General features: G+C 69.4%; 12 protein-coding genes. 5 read left to right on the top strand and 7 right to left on the bottom strand.

The features are described from left to right. Positions 1-38: 38 nt before the first annotated feature. Complete coding sequence (locus BST38_RS19885; RefSeq protein WP_083145195.1) at positions 39-1,061, top strand: sulfate/molybdate ABC transporter ATP-binding protein; 1,023 nt, start codon at positions 39-41, stop codon at positions 1,059-1,061. Between the two features lie 16 nt (positions 1,062-1,077). Here the strand turns inward: BST38_RS19885 and BST38_RS19890 are convergent, their stop codons facing one another. From BST38_RS19890 to BST38_RS19910, 5 genes are all read right to left on the bottom strand, one after another. Beyond that, on the bottom strand, positions 1,078-2,073 hold the full coding sequence (locus BST38_RS19890; protein ID WP_083145196.1) for a hemolysin family protein: 996 nt from the start codon (positions 2,071-2,073) through the stop codon (positions 1,078-1,080). Further along, entirely contained in the window at positions 2,066-3,433 is a 1,368-nt protein-coding gene (locus tag BST38_RS19895) for a hemolysin family protein (protein WP_083145197.1), read from the bottom strand. The genes BST38_RS19890 and BST38_RS19895 overlap by 8 nt, the downstream gene beginning before the upstream one ends. Positions 3,434-3,532: 99 nt before the next feature. Next, entirely contained in the window at positions 3,533-4,279 is a 747-nt protein-coding gene (locus tag BST38_RS19900; protein WP_083145198.1) for a sirohydrochlorin chelatase, read from the bottom strand. Then, positions 4,258-4,965: a phosphoadenylyl-sulfate reductase gene (locus tag BST38_RS19905; RefSeq protein WP_083145199.1), complete on the bottom strand. Its 708-nt coding sequence runs from the start codon at positions 4,963-4,965 to the stop codon at positions 4,258-4,260. The genes BST38_RS19900 and BST38_RS19905 overlap by 22 nt, the downstream gene beginning before the upstream one ends. A 35-nt stretch (positions 4,966-5,000) precedes the next feature. Beyond that, a complete protein-coding gene (locus BST38_RS19910) occupies positions 5,001-6,683 on the bottom strand; it encodes a nitrite/sulfite reductase (protein WP_083145200.1) in 1,683 nt (560 codons plus the stop codon). 347 nt (positions 6,684-7,030) lie between these two features. On the opposite strand from BST38_RS19910, the gene hemW reads away from it, so the two are divergent. Then, a complete protein-coding gene (gene hemW, locus BST38_RS19915) occupies positions 7,031-8,170 on the top strand; it encodes a radical SAM family heme chaperone HemW (RefSeq protein WP_083145201.1) in 1,140 nt (379 codons plus the stop codon). Positions 8,171-8,185: 15 nt separating this feature from the next. On the opposite strand, the gene BST38_RS19920 is transcribed toward hemW, so the two are convergent. Next, positions 8,186-9,046, bottom strand: a complete 861-nt coding sequence (locus BST38_RS19920) for an LLM class F420-dependent oxidoreductase (protein ID WP_083145202.1) — start codon at positions 9,044-9,046, stop codon at positions 8,186-8,188. Positions 9,047-9,094: 48 nt separating this feature from the next. Here BST38_RS19920 and BST38_RS19925 point away from each other — a divergent pair, with 48 nt between their 5' ends. From BST38_RS19925 to BST38_RS19935, 3 genes are all read left to right on the top strand, one after another. Next, on the top strand, positions 9,095-9,472 hold the full coding sequence (locus BST38_RS19925; protein WP_083145203.1) for a nuclear transport factor 2 family protein: 378 nt from the start codon (positions 9,095-9,097) through the stop codon (positions 9,470-9,472). Between the two features lie 105 nt (positions 9,473-9,577). Beyond that, on the top strand, positions 9,578-14,680 hold the full coding sequence (locus BST38_RS19930; protein ID WP_083145204.1) for a type I polyketide synthase: 5,103 nt from the start codon (positions 9,578-9,580) through the stop codon (positions 14,678-14,680). A gap of 163 nt (positions 14,681-14,843) precedes the next feature. Continuing rightward, complete coding sequence (locus BST38_RS19935; protein ID WP_083145205.1) at positions 14,844-15,080, top strand: hypothetical protein; 237 nt, start codon at positions 14,844-14,846, stop codon at positions 15,078-15,080. Between the two features lie 238 nt (positions 15,081-15,318). Here BST38_RS19935 and BST38_RS19940 read toward each other — a convergent pair whose 3' ends face one another. Then, a complete protein-coding gene (locus BST38_RS19940) occupies positions 15,319-16,821 on the bottom strand; it encodes an HNH endonuclease signature motif containing protein (protein WP_083145206.1) in 1,503 nt (500 codons plus the stop codon). Between the last annotated feature and the right edge of the window lie 25 nt (positions 16,822-16,846).

The following is a 16,846-nucleotide window of genomic DNA, read 5'->3' on the forward strand; positions in this document are numbered from 1 at the left end:
ACGCTGGTCGACCATCAGAACGAGGGGACAAGCACGCAATGACTGATGCGATCGTCGTGCGCGGCGCCAATAAGCGCTTCGGTGACTTCGCGGCGCTGGACGACGTCGACTTCACCGTGCCGAAGGGCTCACTGACGTCGCTGCTGGGCCCGAGCGGTTCGGGCAAGTCGACGCTGCTGCGCGCGATCGCGGGCCTCGACGATCCCGACTCCGGCACCATCGTGATCAACGGCCGCGACGTGACGAACGTCCCGCCGCAGCGGCGGGGGATCGGGTTCGTGTTCCAGCACTACGCGGCGTTCAAGCACCTGACGGTGCGCGACAACGTCGCGTTCGGGCTCAAGATCCGCAAGAAGCCGAAGACCGAGATCAAGGACAAGGTCGACAATCTGCTGGAAGTCGTTGGGCTGTCCGGCTTTCAGAACCGCTACCCGAACCAGCTCTCCGGCGGCCAGCGGCAGCGCATGGCGCTCGCGCGTGCGCTGGCCGTCGACCCCGAGGTGCTGCTGCTCGACGAGCCGTTCGGCGCGCTCGACGCGAAAGTCCGCGAGGACCTGCGGGCCTGGCTGCGCCGCCTGCACGACGAGGTGCACGTCACCACGGTGCTGGTGACCCATGATCAGTCCGAGGCGCTCGACATCTCCGACCGGATCGCGGTGCTGAACAAGGGCCGTATCGAGCAGGTCGGCTCGCCCAGTGAGGTGTACGACGCCCCGGCGAACGCGTTCGTGATGTCGTTTCTCGGTGCCGTGTCGTCGCTGAACGGAGTTCTGGTGCGGCCGCACGACATTCGCGTCGGCCGCAATCCCGACATGGCGATCGCGACCACCGACGACTCCATCCAGGCCACCGGGGTGACCCGCGCGGTGATCGACCGCGTCGTGATGCTCGGGTTCGAGGTGCGGGTCGAACTGATCAACGCCGCGACGCATACACCGTTCACCGCGCAGATCACGCGCGGTGACGCCGAGGCGCTCGGCCTCAAGGAAGGTGACACTGTCTACGTGCGCGCGACCCGGGTGCCGGAGCTGCCGGTCGACGGAGCCGTTGTCATCTCCTAGTCGGGCCGTGCCCTGGTCAGGCCGCGGTCGGCAACAGGCGGTGCAGCAGGTCGGTCAGCGTGAGCAGTCCGCGTCCGGATGGACCCTCGACGACCACCAGATGGTTCCGCGTCTCCCGCATCGTCCGCAGCGCCTCGTAGACCGGCAGGCTTTCCGGCATGGTCAGCACGGGACGCATCAGCTGTCTCGCCGTTCCGACGCCGACGAGACTGTCCCGCACGTGAACCACGCCGACGATGGCTCCGCCGTCGTGGACGAGCAACCGCAGATGTCCGGTGTTCCGGGATGTTTCGCGGATCTGGTCCGCTGTGGCATCAGCGGGGACGTCGCTGGGCTCGGCGTCGTGCCGGACCACCTCGCCGACGGTCAGCGCTTCGAGATTCAGCGCGCTGGCCAGGTTCGCGTGATACTGCGCGTCCAGGGTGCCGGTTGCCGCCGAATGTTCGACCAGTTGCCGTAGCGCCTCGGGGTCCTGGCTGTCGGCGAGTTCGTCGACCGGTGTCACACCGACTCGGCGCAGACACCAGTTGGCCCCGTGGTTGAGCGCGCGCAGCAGCGGACGGGTCACGAACATGAAGCCCCGCATCGGCAATGCCAGCAGGGTGGCCGACCGTTCCGGGTGGGCGATCGCCCACGACTTCGGCGCCATCTCGCCGATCACCAGGTGCAGGAACGTCACGATCAGCAGAGCGAGGACGAAGCCGCCGGTGTCGGCCAGCCATGCCGGAGCGCCGAGGTCGCTGATCAGGGGTGTGATGGCGTGGTGCACAGCGGGTTTGGTGATGGCACCGAGTAGCAGGGTGCACACGGTGATACCGAGCTGGGCCCCCGCGAGCAGTAGTGACAGCTCGCCGGCACTGCGCAGTGCCGCCCGGGCGGCCGCGCTCGTCGCGGCCGCATCCTCGAGCCGGTTGCGCCGTGCGGCGATCAACGCGAACTCCACCGCGACGAAGAACGCGCTCAACCCGATCAGCGCTGCGGTGATCGCGGCGATGACCCAAGGACTACTCATCGCCGGCCTCGCTGTCTGTGCGTGCGGTGACGAAGACCGTTGCGGGGACCCGGCGTTCGATCGACCGAACCTCGACAGACAGTCTCCTCGTCGGCGGTGTGCCGTCGTGGATCAGGTCGGCAGGATCGCCCGGTAGGTCCACGACGATCTGGTCGCCCACGGCGGGCAGCCCGACGGCGTGGGCGATCACCATCCCGGCGACGGTCTCGTAGTCACCGGGCGGCAGTGTCAGGTCGAGGATGCGCTCCGCCTCGTCGAGCGGAAGGTCGCCGGCGAGCAACCAGCCGTCGGCTTCGGCGACGGCGTCGGCTTCGGTGTCGGCGTCGTGTTCGTCGTCGATCTCGCCGACGAGCTCTTCGGCGAGATCCTCGAGAGTCACGATGCCTGCGAAACCTCCGTATTCGTCGATGACGATCGCCATCTCGTCGTCACCGCGTTCCAGCTCCCGCATCACGTTCGGTAGCGGCAACGTCTCGGGCACGACCACCGCGGGCCGGCAGCGCTCCCCGGCGCGGTCGGTGGGCCGCACCTCGCCGAGCAGGTCGTGCAGGTGGATGATGCCGACCACGTCGTCCGAATCCGACCCCGTCACCGGGTAGCGGGTGTGGCCGGTGGCCATGCGGCGCAGGACGGCGTCCAGCGGCTCGTCGGCCGGGATCGCGTCCACCCGGGAACGCGGGATCATCGCGTGTTCGGCGGTGCTGGTGGGGAAGTCGAGAATCCTGTCGAGCAGCGCGGACAGTTCGCGCGGAATCTCGCCTGTCGCGCGCGATGCCGCGACGATGTGCTCGAGGTCGCGCGGGGTGGCCGAGTGCTCGACGTCGTGCACCGGCTCGATGCGTAGCGCGCGCAGCAGCAGATTCGACGACTGATCGAACAACCAGATGAGCCAGCCGAACAGCTTGAGGTAGACGGTGGTGGACATCGCGAGCCGGCGGGCCAGCGGTTCGGGACGCGCGATGGCGAGGTTCTTCGGAAAGAGCTCGCCGAACAGCATCTGCACCACGGTCGACACCCCGATGGCGACGAGCCCGCCGATGCCCACGGCGACGGCGGTCGGGATGCCCGTCCCGCCGAGCACGGTTTCGAAACCGCGGCCGATCAGCGGTTCGGCGACGTAGCCGACCAACAGTCCGGTGACGGTGATGCCGAGCTGGGCGCCCGAGAGCATGAAGGAGGTTCGCCGGGTGACGGTCAGGGCGCGTCCGGCAGCCGCGTCACCGCTTTCGGCGCGTGCCTTCAGACGGGACCGGTCCACCGCCATGTACGCGAATTCCTGCGCGACGAAATAGCCGGTCAGGGCGGTGATGAGCAGTACGACGACAAAGCCGACGAGAATCCCGAGAACGGCGGTCAGCATGCGACCGCCTTGGGTCTATGAGGTTGCATCAAGTCCTTGCTCGCGTGAGGGTTGCGTCCCTCAATATACCGATTCCGTGTCGCCGGCGGCTGCGACGAGTCAGGCCGCCGCGCGCAGCGCCAGCGCCGCGTCGTAGCGATCCAGCACCGTCTCGGCCACCTGGCGGTGCGCGCCGAGCGGCGCGGACATCGGGATGCCTTGTGTACCGGCGAATTCCGCGACACGGTCGGTGATCCGGCCGTGCGCGAGGAACCACGGCGCGATGACGAGGCGGGTGGCCCCGCGAGCGCGCAGTTCGGCGGCGGCGTCGGCCAACGAGGGCTGCGGGCCGGTGGCGAACGCGGTCGTCGCCGCCCACCGGGTGGTCAGGGTGAGTTCGCGCGCGACGGTCGCGGTGCGGGCGTTCGCCTGCGGCCGGGACGATCCGACCGCTGTCACCAGCACCCCGACGCTCGGGTCCAGCCGGGACACCCCGGCGTGTTCCAGCCGCTGCCGCAGCACGTGGATCAGCCGGTCGTCCTCACCGAGCACGGCCGCGGTGCGGACATCGGCGCCGGACTCGGCGATCATCGCCGGGATGTCGACCCGGGCGTGATAGGCGTCGGCCAACAGCAGCGGGACCACGACGCCACGCTCGTGCCCCAGGGTGGCCAGCACATCGCGCAGATTCGGGGAGTTCTGCTCGCAGAACGCGATTCGCGCGTCGAGGCCGGGCCGCAGCCGGCGGATGCATTCGACGATCGCGCGTGCGGTCGCGGCCGACCGCGGGTCGGCGCTGCCGTGTGCGGTAAGAACCAGCGGGGGGTGGGTGGGAAGTGATCCCGTCACGAGGCGTGCAGCCCGCATTCCGTCTTGGACTGACCCGCCCAGCGGCCGCTGCGCGGATCGGCACCCTCGACCGGCTTGTTGGTGCACGGCGCGCACCCGATCGACGGATAACCCTCGTCGACAAGGGGATTGACCAGGATGCCGTTGGCATCGATGTAGTTCTGCATGTCCTCGTCGGTCCACGCCGCCAGCGGGTTGATCTTCACCAGCCCGAAAGCCTTGTCCCAGCTGATCAGCGGCGCATTGGCGCGCGTCGGCGCCTCGACCCGGCGGATGCCCGTCACCCAGGCCGAATAGCCCTGCAGCGCCTTCGTCAGCGGCTCCACCTTGCGCAGCCGGCAGCATTCGTTGGCGTTGCGTTCGAACAGGTTCTTGCCCAGCAGCGCGTCCTGTTCGGCGACGGTGCGCTCGGGGCGCACGTTGACGACGTTGACGTCGTAGACCGCCTCGACCGCGTCGCGGGTGCCGATCGTCTCGACGAAGTGGTAGCCGGTGTCGAGGAACAACACGTCCACGCCCGGGCGCACCTTCGCGGCCAGATCCACCAGCACCGCGTCCTGCATGTTCGACGCCACGATGTAGTTGCCGCCGAAGTGCCGGTCGGTCCAGGCCAGCAGTTCGTCTGCCGAGGCGTTCGGCCCGAGTTCGGCCGCGCCGCGTTCGGCGAGCGCCTGCAGATCGGTCTCGCTCATCGTCTCAGTCATTCCGTCACCTCAGCTTCCGCTCTTCGCGCGAGCGCTCATCGAAGGTCCGCCTCGTCGGCGCGCAGCGCCCACGTAGCGAAACGCTCGCCCTGCTCTCGTTGTTTCACGAAGTTGCGGACAACCCGTTCGATGTAGTCACCGAGCTCGGTGGCAACCACCTTGTGCTGACGCAGTTTGCGCCCGAAACCGCTGTCCAGGCCCAGGCTGCCGCCAAGATGCACCTGGAATCCCTCTTCGGGCCCGTTGCCGTCGTCCACCATCTGGCCCTTGAAGCCGATGTCGGCGACCTGGATCCGGGCGCACGAGTTCGGGCAGCCGTTGATGTTGATCGTGACCGGCACGTCGAGCTGGGCGTTGATGTCTTCGAGTCGCTTCTCCAGCTCGGGCACCAGCACCTGGGAGCGGCTGCGGGTCTCGGCGAAGCTCAGCTTGCAGAACTCGATGCCGGTGCACGCCATCAGATTGCGCCGCCAGTGTGACGGGCTAGACGGAAGCCCCAGCGCATCCAGGCCGGCGCGCAGCTCGTCGAGCTTCTCGTCGGGGACGTCGAGGATGATCAGCTTCTGATACGGGGTGAACCGGATCCGGTCGCTGCCCGCGGCCTCGGCCAGATCGGCGACCTTGGTCAGGATCGTGCCCGACACGCGGCCGGCGATCGGCGAGACGCCGACGGCGTTGAGGCCGTTCTTGAGCTTCTGCACGCCGACGTGGTCGATGGGGCGGGTCACCGGCTCCGGCGCCGGACCGTCGATGAGCGGGCGCTTCAGGTACTCGGTCTCCAGAACTTCGCGGAACTTCTGAACGCCCCAGTCCTTGATCAGGAACTTCAGCCGGGCCTTGGAGCGCAGCCGCCGGTAGCCGTAGTCGCGGAAGACGCTGACCACGCCCTCCCACACGTCGGGCACCTCGTCGAGCGGCACCCAGGCGCCGACCCGCTGGCCCAGCATCGGGTTGGTCGACAGCCCGCCGCCGACCCACAGGTCAAAGCCGGGGCCGTGCTCGGGGTGGTTCACGCCGATGAACGCGACGTCGTTGACCTCGTGCACGACGTCCTGCAGCCCCGAGATCGCGGTCTTGAACTTGCGCGGCAGGTTGGAGTACTCCTTCTTGCCGATGTAACGCTTGACGATCTCGTTGACCGCGGGCGTGCCGTCGATCACCTCGTCGAGCGATTCACCGGCCAGCGGAGAGCCGAGCACCACGCGGGGGCAGTCGCCGCACGCCTCGGTGGTCTGCAGACCGACCTCGTCGAGGCGACGCCAGATCTCGGGCATGTCCTTGACGTCGATCCAGTGGTACTGGACGTTCTGCCGGTCGGAGATGTCGGCGGTGTCGCGGGCGAACTCGGTCGAGATCTGGCCCAACGTGCGCAGCGCGGCGGCTGTCAGCGCACCGCCGTCGCTGCGGACCCGCAGCATGAAGTACTCGTCTTCGAGCATGTCGGTGTTGTCGTCACCGGTCCAGGTGCCGTCATAGCCCGGCTTGCGCTGCGTGTAGAGCCCCCACCAGCGGAACCGGCCGCGCAGATCGCCCTTGTCGATGCTGTCGAAGCCGTTCTTGGCGTAGATGTTCTCGATGCGCTCCCGCACGTTGAGCGGGTTGTCGTCCTTCTTGGACTGCTCGTTGGGATTGAGCGGTTCGCGGTAGCCGAGCGCCCACTGGCCTTCACCGCGGGGACGCTTGGCGGGCTTGGCGGGCTTGTTCTGTGCTGTGGTCATGAGGCGGGCTCCTGGTCGGAACCGGCGTTCAGATCGCGCTTCGTACCGGAGGGCTGTCCGGCGGCGCAGATCCGGCGGCCAGCAGGGTTTATCGGGGCTGGGTCAGGTCTGGCGTCAGCGAAGACAGCAACAGGTACAAACGCGCTTGAAGTCGACATGAAGACGCGCCACCAGCGAGACCCGGCGAGGGAGGCTGTGGGCTGCAATCACGCGGCCATTGTGCCACGGGAACCTGCGTGCACCCTAACCGGCCGATATTTGCGCTCACCGTGAGCAAAACCGCGCTCTGGGACACTGGGCATGTGTCACCGCAACCGGATGTCGCGCAGCGACCTCAGCTGCCCCCGATGACGGCCCGTCCGGGCCGTGCCTTCGGCATCTACATCCACGTGCCGTTCTGCGCGGTGCGCTGCGGGTACTGCGATTTCAACACCTACACCCCGGCCGAACTCGGCGGAGCCAACCCGGACGGCTGGCTCGCGGCGGTGCGCACCGAGCTGCGGCTGGCCGCCGCCCACCTCGGCGCCGCGCCGCCCGTGCAGACCGTGTTCGTCGGCGGTGGCACCCCGTCGCTGCTGGGTGCCGACCGCCTCGGCGAGCTGCTCACCGCGATCCGGGACAACTTCACCCTGGCGTCCGGGGCGGAGATCACCACCGAATCGAACCCGGAGTCCACCTCGGCGCCGTTCTTCACGGCGCTGCGCACCGCCGGCTACACCCGCATCTCGCTGGGCATGCAGTCCACCGCGCCGCACGTGCTGGCCGCACTCGACCGGGTGCATTCCCCGGGGCGGGCGCTGCAGGCCGCCCGGGAGGCCCGCGCGGAAGGCTTCGACCACGTCAACCTGGATCTGATCTACGGCACGCCGGGGGAGTCCGACGACGACCTGCTGCGCTCGGCCGACGCCGCGATCGACGCCGACGTCGACCACATCTCCGGTTACGCGCTGATCGTCGAGGACGGCACGGCCCTGGCCCGGCGCGTCCGGCGCGGCGATATCCCCGCGCCCGACGACGACGTGCACGCGCGCCGCTACGAACTGCTCGACCGCCGCCTGACCGCTGCCGGATTCGACTGGTACGAGGTGTCGAACTGGAGCCGGCCCGGGGGGGAGTGCCGGCACAACATCGGCTACTGGAACGGTGGCCAGTGGTGGGGCGTGGGTCCGGGCGCGCACGGCTTCGCAGGCTCCACTCGATGGTGGAATGTCAAGCACCCCAACGCTTATGCCGCAGCGCTGGAATCCGGCGCGCTACCGGTCGCCGACTTCGAGGACATCGACGCCGACACCGCCCATGTCGAGGACGTGATGCTCGCGGTGCGGCTGCGCACCGGGCTGGCCGCCTCGGAGCTGACCGATCAGGAACGTCAACGCGCGCGGGCCGCGGTCGCCGACGGCCTGCTGCACGAGGCGGCGGGCCGGTTCGTGCTCACCGACCGCGGCCGGCTGCTCGCCGACGCGGTGGTGCGGGATCTGCTGAGCTGATCAGGGCAGCGCCGATCAGAGCAGCGCTGAGGCCAGCCGGCGCCACTGCTCGCGCGGGAACTCGCGCGGATCGGCGGTCAGGACCTGCACGCAGACATGGCTGGCGCCGGCGTCGAGGTGCTCTTGCACCCGGCTCTTGACGGCATCCTCGTCGCCCCAAGCGATCAGCGCGTCGAACAACCGGTCGCTGACCGAGGACAGGTCCTCCTCGGTGAACCCGAGCCGCAACAGGTTGTTCGCATAGTTCGGCAGCGCGAGATAGGAGCGCAGCCAATCCGTTCCGATCTCGCGGGCCTTGTCGCGGTCGTCGGTGAGCAGCACCGTCTGCTCGGGCAGCAGCAGCGGTCCGTGCCCGAGCACCTCGCGGGCCTGGGCGGTGTGGGTCGGCGTGGTCAGGTACGGATGCGCGCCGCCGGCCTTGGTCGCCGACAGGCGCAGCATCTTCGGGCCGAGCGCGGCGAGAACCCGGTTGCCCACGGGTACCGGCTGTGGGGACGCGTCGATCTCATCGAGGAACTTCTCGGTCGCCGCCAGCGGCTTGCGGTAGAGGCCGGGCTCCTTGGAGTCGATCAGCGGCGCGTGACTGCAGCCGATGCCGAGCAGGAACCGCTCGCCGTGCTTGTCGGTCAGCGTCGCGTAGCGGGACGCGACCTCGGCGGGGTCGTTCATCCACAGGTTCAGGATGCCGGTGGCGATGACGGTGCGCTGCGTCGCCGACAGCAGGTTCTCCACCGCGTCGAGCACCGGCCCGCCGACGTCGGGGATCCACAGCGCGGCGAAACCGAGCCCGTCGAGTTCGGCGGCGGCTTCGGCTGCCTCCTCCGGATTTCCGTATCGCAGTTGCGAACTCCACAGACCGACACCCGACAGATTCATATGTCTAGTCATACCGTGCCGCTGTGCCGGGGCGCTACGGTCGTGCCCATGGCCTTCGATCCCGGCGCCGTCGCCCTGGCGTTCTCCGAGCACCGCTTCGAGGACGCGCTCGGCCATCTCGCCAGGGATGTGAAGTGGACGATCGTCGGCGGCATGGTGCTCGAAGGCGCTCAGGCCGTGCGCGACACCTGCCGGGACACCCTGGAGAGTCTCGAAGGCGCCGAGGTGCGCTTCGATCGGCGGGTGGTGGCCGCGGGTGCCGACGTGGTCGCGGTCGACACGGTGGTGCGCTACGTGCGCCCGGACGGGGTGACGGCGGTCGCCAGTTGCGCGATCTACGAGTTCGACGGCGAACAGATCAGTGCCATCACCTCGTACGCGGTCGAGGTCGATCCGGAGGACACCGGAGCCCAGCCGCCCAGGTGAAACCCGGGTAGTGCACCGCGAGCAAAGTCGCTGTGCCAGGATGTTCGCCATGGCGAAGCTAGGGTTAGGGAAGGCTATCCACATATCGTCGCCGGCAGTGTCGACGTGGCGCTGAACGTCACACCGGCGGTGGAGCCGATCGCGGTCGTCGGCATCGGCTGCCGGCTCGCGGGGGACATCACCACCCCCGACGAGTTCTTCTCGTTCCTGCTCGCCGGCGGCAGCGCGGTCTCCGAGGTCCCGGCCGACCGGTGGGAGCCCTACCTGCACCGCGACCCCCGCAATGCCGCGGTGCTGCGCGAGACCACCCGGTGGGGCACCTTCCTCGACGACCTGTCGGGCTTCGACGCCGAGTTCTTCGGGGTGTCCCCGCGTGAAGCCGAACTGATGGACCCCCAGCAACGGCTCGCGCTGGAGGTGTCGTGGGAGGCGCTGGAGCACGCCGGCATCGCGCCGCGTTCGCTGGCGGGCAGCGACACCGCGGTGCTGATGGGCGTCAACTCCGACGACTACGGCAAATTGATCATGGAAGACCTGCCCGGCATCGAAGCCTGGACCGGCATCGGCACGTCGCTGTGCGGTGTCGCCAACCGGGTGTCGCACCTACTGGATCTGCGCGGCCCGAGCGTCGCGCTCGACGCGGCGTGCGCCGCCTCGTTGGTCGCCGTGCACCAGGCGTGCCAAATGCTGCGGGCCGGCGAGACGTCGCTGGCGCTCGCGGGTGGGGTCAGCGCGCTGATCGGCCCGGGCCTGACGCGGGTGCTCGACGTGGCCGGCGCGACCGCCCCCGACGGGCGGTGTAAAACCTTCGACGACGCCGCCGACGGCTATGGCCGCGGTGAGGGCGCGGGCGTCGTGGTGCTCAAGCGGCTCGCCGACGCGGTTCGCGACGGTGATCGGGTGCTCGCGCTGATCCGCGGCGGCGCCGTCGCCCAGGACGGCAGGACCGTCGGCATCATGTCGCCCAACGGCGACGCCCAGGCTGACCTGTTCCGGCTCGCCTGCCGCGCCGCAGGTGTCACCCCGGACAGCGTCGACTACCTCGAAGCGCACGGAACCGGCACTCCGACAGGCGATCCCGTCGAGATCGGCGCGCTGTCGGCGGTGTACGGCCGCATCGATGACCCGTGCGCGGTGGGTTCGGTCAAGCCGAACGTCGGCCACCTGGAGGGTGGTGCCGGTGTCGTCGGGCTGATCAAGACGGTGCTCGCGCTGCAGCGCGAGATGCTGCCGCCGACCGCGGGGGTGCGCACGCTGACCACCGCCGTGGACTGGGCGGCCTGCGGACTGCGGGTGCCGACCGAACCGGAACCGTGGCCCCGCGGCTCCGCGCCTCGGCGGGCGGCCGTGTGCAGCTACGGTTACGGCGGCACCATCGCCCACGTGCTGGTCGAAGAGGCGCTCTTGCCGGCTGTTCCCGAGAACATTTCGGCACCAACATCATTCGTTCCGGTCTCGGCGCGCTCCGAGGTTCGGCTCGCCGCCCACGCCCAGGCGCTCGCCGATCACCTGCGCGCACATCCTGCCGCCGTCGAGGCAGTCGCGACGACGATGTGGATGCGGCGGGGCCACGAGCAGGTGCGGGGTGCCGTGGTCACCGACGGGCTGGCGGGTGCGCGGGCCTACGAAGCCGCGGTGGATGCGCTCACCGCGTTGGCCGAACATCGCCGTGACCCGCGCGTCGTCACCGGCACTGTGCTTCCCGCCGCCGAACACGGTGCGGTGTGGGTGTTCTCGGGTCACGGCTCACATTGGGCCGGCATGGGCCGGGAGTTGTTGATGACCGAACCGGCGTTCGCGGCGACCATCGACGAGGTCGACGTTGTGTTCGCCCGCGAGCTCGGGTTCACCGCACGGGAGGCGCTGACCTCCGAACAACTCGGTGGCACCGATCAGGTGCAGGCGCTGACGTTCGCGATGCAGGTCGGTCTGGCCGCGGTGCTGACGGAGCGCGGGGTGTCGCCCGCCGCGGTGATCGGGCATTCGGTCGGCGAGGTCGCCGCATGCGTCGTCGCAGGCGTTTTCGACCTCGCGCACGGGGCGTCGGTCGCGTGCTTCCGTGCCCGAGGATTCCGGTCGGTGATGGGCCACGGCGCGATGGCGTTGGTGCGGTTGCCGTTCGACGAGGCGCAGCGCCGCCTCGCCGGGCGCTCCGACATCGTCGCGGCGATCAGTGCGTCGACCGAGTCGACGGTGGTCTCGGGCACGGTCGCCGCGGTCGACGAGATCGTCGCCGCCTGGACCGCGGACGGGATGACGGTGCGACGGGTGAACACCGACGTCGCGTTCCACAGCCCGGCGATGGACGGGCTGACCGCAGACCTGGCCGGCCTCGTTGCGCAACTGCCGACACCGGGTGCGGCCCGGGTACCGCTGTACACCACGGCGCTGGAGGATCCGCGGTCCACGGCATCGCGGGGCCCCGACTACTGGGCGGCGAACCTGCGCGAGCGGGTGCGCTTCGCCGAGGCGGTGCAGGCCGCCGCCGACGACGGGCACCGGTTGTTCCTGGAGGTGTCCGCACATCCGGTGGTGGCGCACTCGATCGTCGAGACGCTGCTCGGACTGGGCATCACCGAGCACGCGGTGGTGCCGGTGCTGCGGCGGGATCAGCCGGAGCGCCGCTCGGTCGGCGCTGCGGTGGCCGCGCTGTACTGCCACGGTGCGCCCGTCGCACACGGGTTTTCGCCGACCACACGCTGGGCGACCGAGCTGCCCGGCACGCCGTGGCAGCACCGCCGGTACTGGCGCACCCCGACACCGCCGCCGGGTTCGCGTGCGCTGCACGACCCCGCGGCGAACACGCTGCTCGGCGGCGTCGTCGACGTCACTGGTGAGGTGCCCGCGCGGGTCTGGCAGACCCGGCTGGACATGGACAACCGCCCGTATCCGGGTGACCATCCGGTGCAGGGAACCGAGATCGTTCCTGCCGCAGTGCTTCTCAATACCTTCCTGACTGCCGCCGGCGCCGGCGTGGCGGACGTGCGGCTGCGTACGCCGGTGCCGCCGGGCCGGGCCCGCGACATCCAGGTCGTGCGGCAGGAGCGCTCGCTGCGGATCTCCTCGCAGCTGACCGACACCGACATCGCCGAGAACGGGTGGCTCACCCACAGCAGCGCCGTCATCGCCCCCGACGAGGACTTCGCGGGCGAGCTGGACGCGCACATCTGCGCCCGCTGTCCCGAACAGCTGCCCGCCGATCATGTCGTGGACACGCTGGCAGGTGTCGGGGTCGCCGCGATGGGTTTCGGATGGCGGGTGCTGGACATCCGCCGCGGCAACGGCGAACTGCTGCTGCGGGTCTCGGCGGAGCCGGACGGCTCGGTGCCGCAGACGTGGGCCGGCCTGCTCGACGCGGCGACCTCGGCGGCGTCGACGATCTTCGACGGCGCGCCGCGGCTGAGGATGCCCGCACGGATCGACCGTGTGCACGTCTGGGGTGATCCGCCGGCGGTGGCCCTGCTGCATGTGCGGCGCCGGGGTGGCACGTCGACCGATGTGTCGATCGCCGACGAGTCCGGCGTGGTGCGGGCGGCGATCACGGCGATGACGTTCGAGGAGTTGGAGAGCCCCGAGGGCACCGACCTCGCGCGAATGCTGCACCAGGTGTCTTGGCGCGCAGCCCCGTTCGCTGCGGACGCCCGCCCGGCCGAGGTTGCCGTCGTCGGTGACGGGGCGGCGGTGGTCGGCGATCTCGCGGCGGCCGGGGTGCCGAGCTCGGTGTACTCGAGCGTCGGCGAGATTCCGGGTCCGCTGGGCTCCGGGACCGTCGTACTTCTGGTGCCGCCCGCGGACGTCGAGCCGCAGACATGTGCGGAGATGGTGCTGCAGAGCTTGAAGACGTTGCACGGCAACAAATCCGACGCGCGTTTGTGGGTGTTGACCCGAGGCGTCCACGAGGGTGCGGGCCTGGCGCACGCACCGCTGTGGGGAATGGCGCGCGTCGCGGCGTCTGAGCATCCGCAACTGTGGGGCGGCGTGCTCGATCTCGACGACGGCCCGCTGCCCGCAGGGGTGCTGGCGTCACTGCACGGTCATGGCGTGGTGGTGGTGCGCGGCGGGGAGGCCATGGCGGCGCGCCTCGCACCGGCGCAGGCCGCGGCGGGCGCGCCGGTGTCGTGCACGCCCGGCGGCACGTACGTGGTCACCGGCGGTACCGGTGCGCTCGGCCTGCGGATCGCGCAGCGGTTGGCCGATCTGGGGGCTCGCCGGCTGGTGCTGTTGTCGCGCTCGGGGATACCGCACCGCCAAGCGTGGCCCGACGCCGTCGACAACGAGGCCGTCGCCGTGGTGTCGGCGTTGGAGGAGCGCGGCGTGAGCGTCTCGGTCGCGGCGATCGATATCGGCGCCCCTGACGCCGGCGAGCGTCTCAGGGCGGTGCTGCGGGACCTGCCCGCGGTGCGCGGCGTGGTCCACGCCGCGGGTGTGGAAGCCGGTGCACTGCTACTGGATACGTCCACCGAGGATCTGCACGCGGCGATGCGGCCGAAGGTCGCGGGCATGATGACGCTGCACGAACTCTTCCCGCCGGGGCAACTGGACTGGATGGTGTTGTTCTCGTCGTGCGGATACCTGGCCGGTTTCCCGGGTCAGGGAGCGTATGCCTGCGCGAACGCGTTTCTCGATGCGGCTGCCAGGCACCGCCGCAAGCTCGGTGACCGGACGGTCAGCATCGCGTGGACGGCGTGGCGGGGGCTCGGAATGGGGTCGACGTCCGGCTTCGTAGCCGCCCAACTCGAAGCTCTCGGTATGGGGACGGTCGGTGCGGACGACGCGATGCGGGCGTTGGACGTCGCGTTGCGCGGGGACGAGGCCAATATCGTTGTGTTGCCGGTGCTTCCGGAGGCTACGGCGGTGCCGATGCTGTCCGAGGTGGCGCCGACCGCCGAACCAGAGGACACCGGCGGGGGACCGGTGGTTCCCGGTGACGGTGACCTCGACGAGTGGGTATCCGCGCAGGTGATCGAAGCCGTCGCGGCAGAACTGGGTTTGGCCGCGTCGGATGTCGACCCGCGGATGCCGCTGGTGGAAACCGGGGTCGATTCAATCATGACGGTCGCGCTGCGGCGCACACTGGAGAAGCGGACCGGGCTGACATTGCCGCCGACCCTGTTGTGGGAGCACCCGACTGCCGCCGCGGTGTCGGAACGCATCATCGAGCTGCTCGTGCCACGGGGTGCGGATACGAGCGAGGCCGCGGAGGTCTGACGCTGCCGGCGCTCGGGCGGGCCGCTTGCCGGCATCGGTGCGGAGGGATAGTCGTGGTGATCGCTTTGGCTCGCGACCGGAGGTACTTTGGGGCAGCAATACCGTGCCGAGTCGCAGGACAAGGGGCATTATGCGGTCGTGGCGTCCACTGACCTGGGTAATTGTGATCGTTCAGGTCTTGTTTCTTGTCTGGGTGATCGCTGCAGCCAATTCGGGAGCACATGCGTGTACCGATAGCGAATATTCCGACGCCTGCGTCACCAGTGCGGCGATCGGAACGATGATCGGTTTGGCATTCATTCTTTTCCTCTGGGCACTCATCGACGTCATTCTCGGGGTCACGTGGATGGTGACGAACAAGAACCGTGGTCGATACGACGCGCCGCCCACAGGGGTGTAGCCCTCGCTGCGCCGGCCCCTCCCTCTGTGAAAAGTGTCCCGACTGCGCGGAATCCGTCCTCGTCGATGAGGTCGATGAGAAGGTGTGCGGGGGCATTGAAGGAGGCGCCGACCCGTAAGAGGCGGGCAGCCACTTTCTCTCGATTCGTGCCGTCCTCGCGGCGGGGGAAAGTCGGCGATTCCGGGCGTTCGTACCTCGCCGGAGTCGGCGTCCAGGTGCTCGGTGGGTCCGGCGGCGGTTAAGCCGCGTGGTCTTCGGGTGGTGCGGGGCCGCCGGGTTCGCCGGGGGTGTCGGGCGGTTGCACGGTATCGGGCTCGGCGTCACGGATTGGCTCGCCGTCGTCGGGTTCGGCGGCCGCACTGCCGTTTTCGGGTTCCTCGGGTGGGTGTAGTAGCCGTTCGGGGCGGTGGTGGGTGTTGACGCGGGTTTGGCCGGTGTCGAGGTGTTCGGGTGGGATCCATTCGACCTCGCCACGGGTGTTCATCTGGGTGGTCCAGGCGGTGGGGTCGTCGTTGTTGACGCTGCGGTTGTCGGCCGGGCAGGCCAGGCCGAGGTCGTCGACGTTGGTCAGACCGCCGCGGGCCCAGTCGTTGACGACGTGGTGGACCTGGGTGCCGTAGGCGCCGACGGGGCAGCATGGCTTGGTGCAGCCGCCGTCGCGGGCGATCAACATGATGCGTTGTTCTGGGGTGGCGATGCGTTTGGTGCGGAACAGATCCAGCGCCGACCCGGTGGCCTTGTCGAACACCGCGAGGTAGTGGTTGGCGTGTCCGGCCATGCGGATGACGTCTTTGATGGGCATTCTGGTGCCGCCGCCGGTGGTGCCGACCCCGGCACGCGATTCCAGGTCTTGCAGTGTGGTGCGGATGATGATCGACACCGGCAGCCCGTTGAGTTGGCCGAGTTCGCCGCTCATCAACGCGATGCGCCCGACGGCGATCAGCGCATCATGTTGGCGCTGGGCCAGGCTGCGATCGTCGCCGTCGATCTGCGCCTGCGACGGCGTGCCGCTGGTGCAGGGTTGTGGGTCGGCGGGGTTGCACATGCCTGGGGCGGCGTATTTGGCGAAGATCGCTTCCCAGACTGCGCGGGCTTCGGGGGTGAGGTGTCCGGTGATCGCGCTCATCGCATCGAGGCCTTGGTTACCGAGCGAGACACCGCGGCGGCGGGCGCGTTCGGTGTCATCGGGTTCGGGGCCGTCCTGATCCAACAGAAACAGGGTCAGTTCGGCGGCGTCCTTCACCTCCTTCGGCCCGACCCCGACCGCGGTGCGCACCAGGTCGACCTCGAACTGCTCGCGGGTCACCGCATCCACCCAAGAGGGCAGCTTGTCGACCACTTTGCGGATGACCTCCACATGCTCGGGATTGATCAACCCCCTCGACTGAGCAACCGCCGTCGCGGGAAGCAGCGGCGGCAGCACCGGCCCGCTCACCGAGGGCCGCGGCGCCAACACCGCAGCCTCGGTCAGGCGCCGGTTGGCCTCACTTGCGGAGATGCGCCACCGGATCCGCAGCACGTCTTTCCAGGACTTCGCGCCCATCTCCCGGGCGGTGGTTTCGGTCTGCAGCCGCGCCAACAATCGATGACCGATCCCCGGCTGCTGACACCCCAGGGCTTCGAGCTCGTCCATCACCTCGACGAGTTCATCGCGGGTCAGCAGGTCCAGATCACAGGCTGCGACGGTGTCAAAGGCGGCGCGCAGCGCGCTGACCGCGTCCTGCAACTCCGCCCTCGACATGCTTCGAACATACGTGCGACCACCG

This window comes from Mycolicibacterium parafortuitum, from assembly GCF_002086815.1.
Taxonomy (GTDB): domain Bacteria; phylum Actinomycetota; class Actinomycetes; order Mycobacteriales; family Mycobacteriaceae; genus Mycobacterium; species Mycobacterium parafortuitum.